Source organism: Roseomonas sp. KE2513 (assembly GCF_016107305.1).
Lineage (GTDB): Bacteria > Pseudomonadota > Alphaproteobacteria > Acetobacterales > Acetobacteraceae > Roseomonas.
In genome coordinates this window covers 1-1,443 of record NZ_RCVR01000134.1, presented here as the reverse complement: position 1 = coordinate 1,443, position 1,443 = coordinate 1, and the positions used below count along the sequence as shown (strand labels likewise).

Sequence of the window (1,443 nt, the reverse complement as noted above, 5' to 3'; positions counted from 1 at the left end):
GACTGGCTCATACGCCGGGTGATCTCACCGATTGACGCGGTCAGCTGCTCGGTGGCGGCCGCCACCGTCTGCACAGTTCCGCTGGCGTCCTCGGCCGCCGCCGAAGCAGCAGCTGCCCCATCGGTCGTGCGTGCCGCGGCTTCCGCCATAGGAGCAGCCGCAGCTTCCATCCCGGCGGACGAGCTGTTTACGCCCTGGACGACACCGCCGATCTCCACCTCGAAGTTTTCGGCCAGGCGATCCAGTGTCGCACGGCGCAGGTTCCGCTCGGCGGCAACATAGGTTTCCAGCAGAACCTCGAGGTCCAGCGAGGTCGCCCGGTTAAGCGCTGTCGCAAGCGCTGCCCTGCCATGAGCTGCCTTGCGACCACCCATAAGCCAGGCGATGGAGAGGGTCGGAGGAAGCGGCACATCCAGACCGAGGTCGCGGCAGATCGCAGCGCCGACGGTGGAGTGGCAGATCGATACCGCGTAGCTCGGCACCCCATGCTTATAGAAGGCCTGCGCGAGCCGCTCGGCGGACTCCAGAAAGCCTTCGCCGAGCTCACCTGAGACTACGCGCTGCCAGTGGGCCACGCGGACGCGATGAACCTCAGGCATCATCAGCGCAGCCTGGATCTCCGGCCAGCCGGCAAAGGCCGTACGCAGCTCTGTAATGAGAGCCGGAAGCCGCTCCTGCGCGTAGCTGGATTGGCGCCTCAGCAGCACCAAGTCGTCATCGGTAATGCCGAATGCGTCGAAACGCTTGCGGTGGACAGGATCCAGTCTCGTTGCCATTTGCCTTTTGTCCTCCGACTGCCGGCAACGTTTGCTCCAGATTCTGGGCGCACGTCAGGGCGTTACTGCTGGCTGCGAAATGGATAACCCGTCTCGCTGAATGATCAGTTAACCAAGCAAACCACTCGGGTATTCTGTTGTGGTTTGCCGTTTCCGCCCGGCAGGCTGGCGTGAAAGGCAGCGGTGCCCGCTACTGACGACACGTAAGCCGCCATTCTTCCCCCGGGCCAGGATCTGCTTCCCCGGACAGAGTCGGGAAGGTCTACGAAGGGGCTAGCTCGCTAGCCGCTGAGTGACCTGAGCCCCGGGATTTCTGCCATAAGGAGGTAGAATCCGTCACTTGTTTGGAGACGGACATGAGGCGCAGTCGGTTCACGGAAGAGCAGATCATCGGGGTGCTGCGGGAGCAGGAGGCTGGCTCGAAGACGGGGGATCTGTGCCGCAAGCACGGGATCTCGGAGGCGACCTTTTATGCCTGGAAGGCCAAGTACAGCGGGCTCGGCGTGTCGCAGGCCAAGCGGCTGCGGACGCTTGAGGACGAGAACGGCAGGCTGAAGCGGTTGCTGGCCGAGGCGATGCTGGACAAAGCCGTCCTGAAGGACCTCGCCGCAGAAAAATTTCTGACGCCCCCGGCCGGGCGGGCGGCGGTGGCTTAGCGGCTGTTACA

1 protein-coding gene and 1 pseudogene are annotated in these 1,443 nt (G+C 63.8%); one reads left to right on the top strand and one right to left on the bottom strand.

Annotated features, from left to right (window positions below):
- On the bottom strand, window positions 1-776 hold a 776-nt coding region (locus D9599_RS30585; protein WP_232481146.1), incomplete at its 3' end, for a protoglobin domain-containing protein.
- A gap of 356 nt (window positions 777-1,132) precedes the next feature.
- On the opposite strand from D9599_RS30585, the pseudogene D9599_RS30580 reads away from it, so the two are divergent.
- Window positions 1,133-1,429 (top strand): annotated as a pseudogene (locus D9599_RS30580) (transposase); the annotation flags it as partial.
- Window positions 1,430-1,443: the final 14 nt, after the last annotated feature.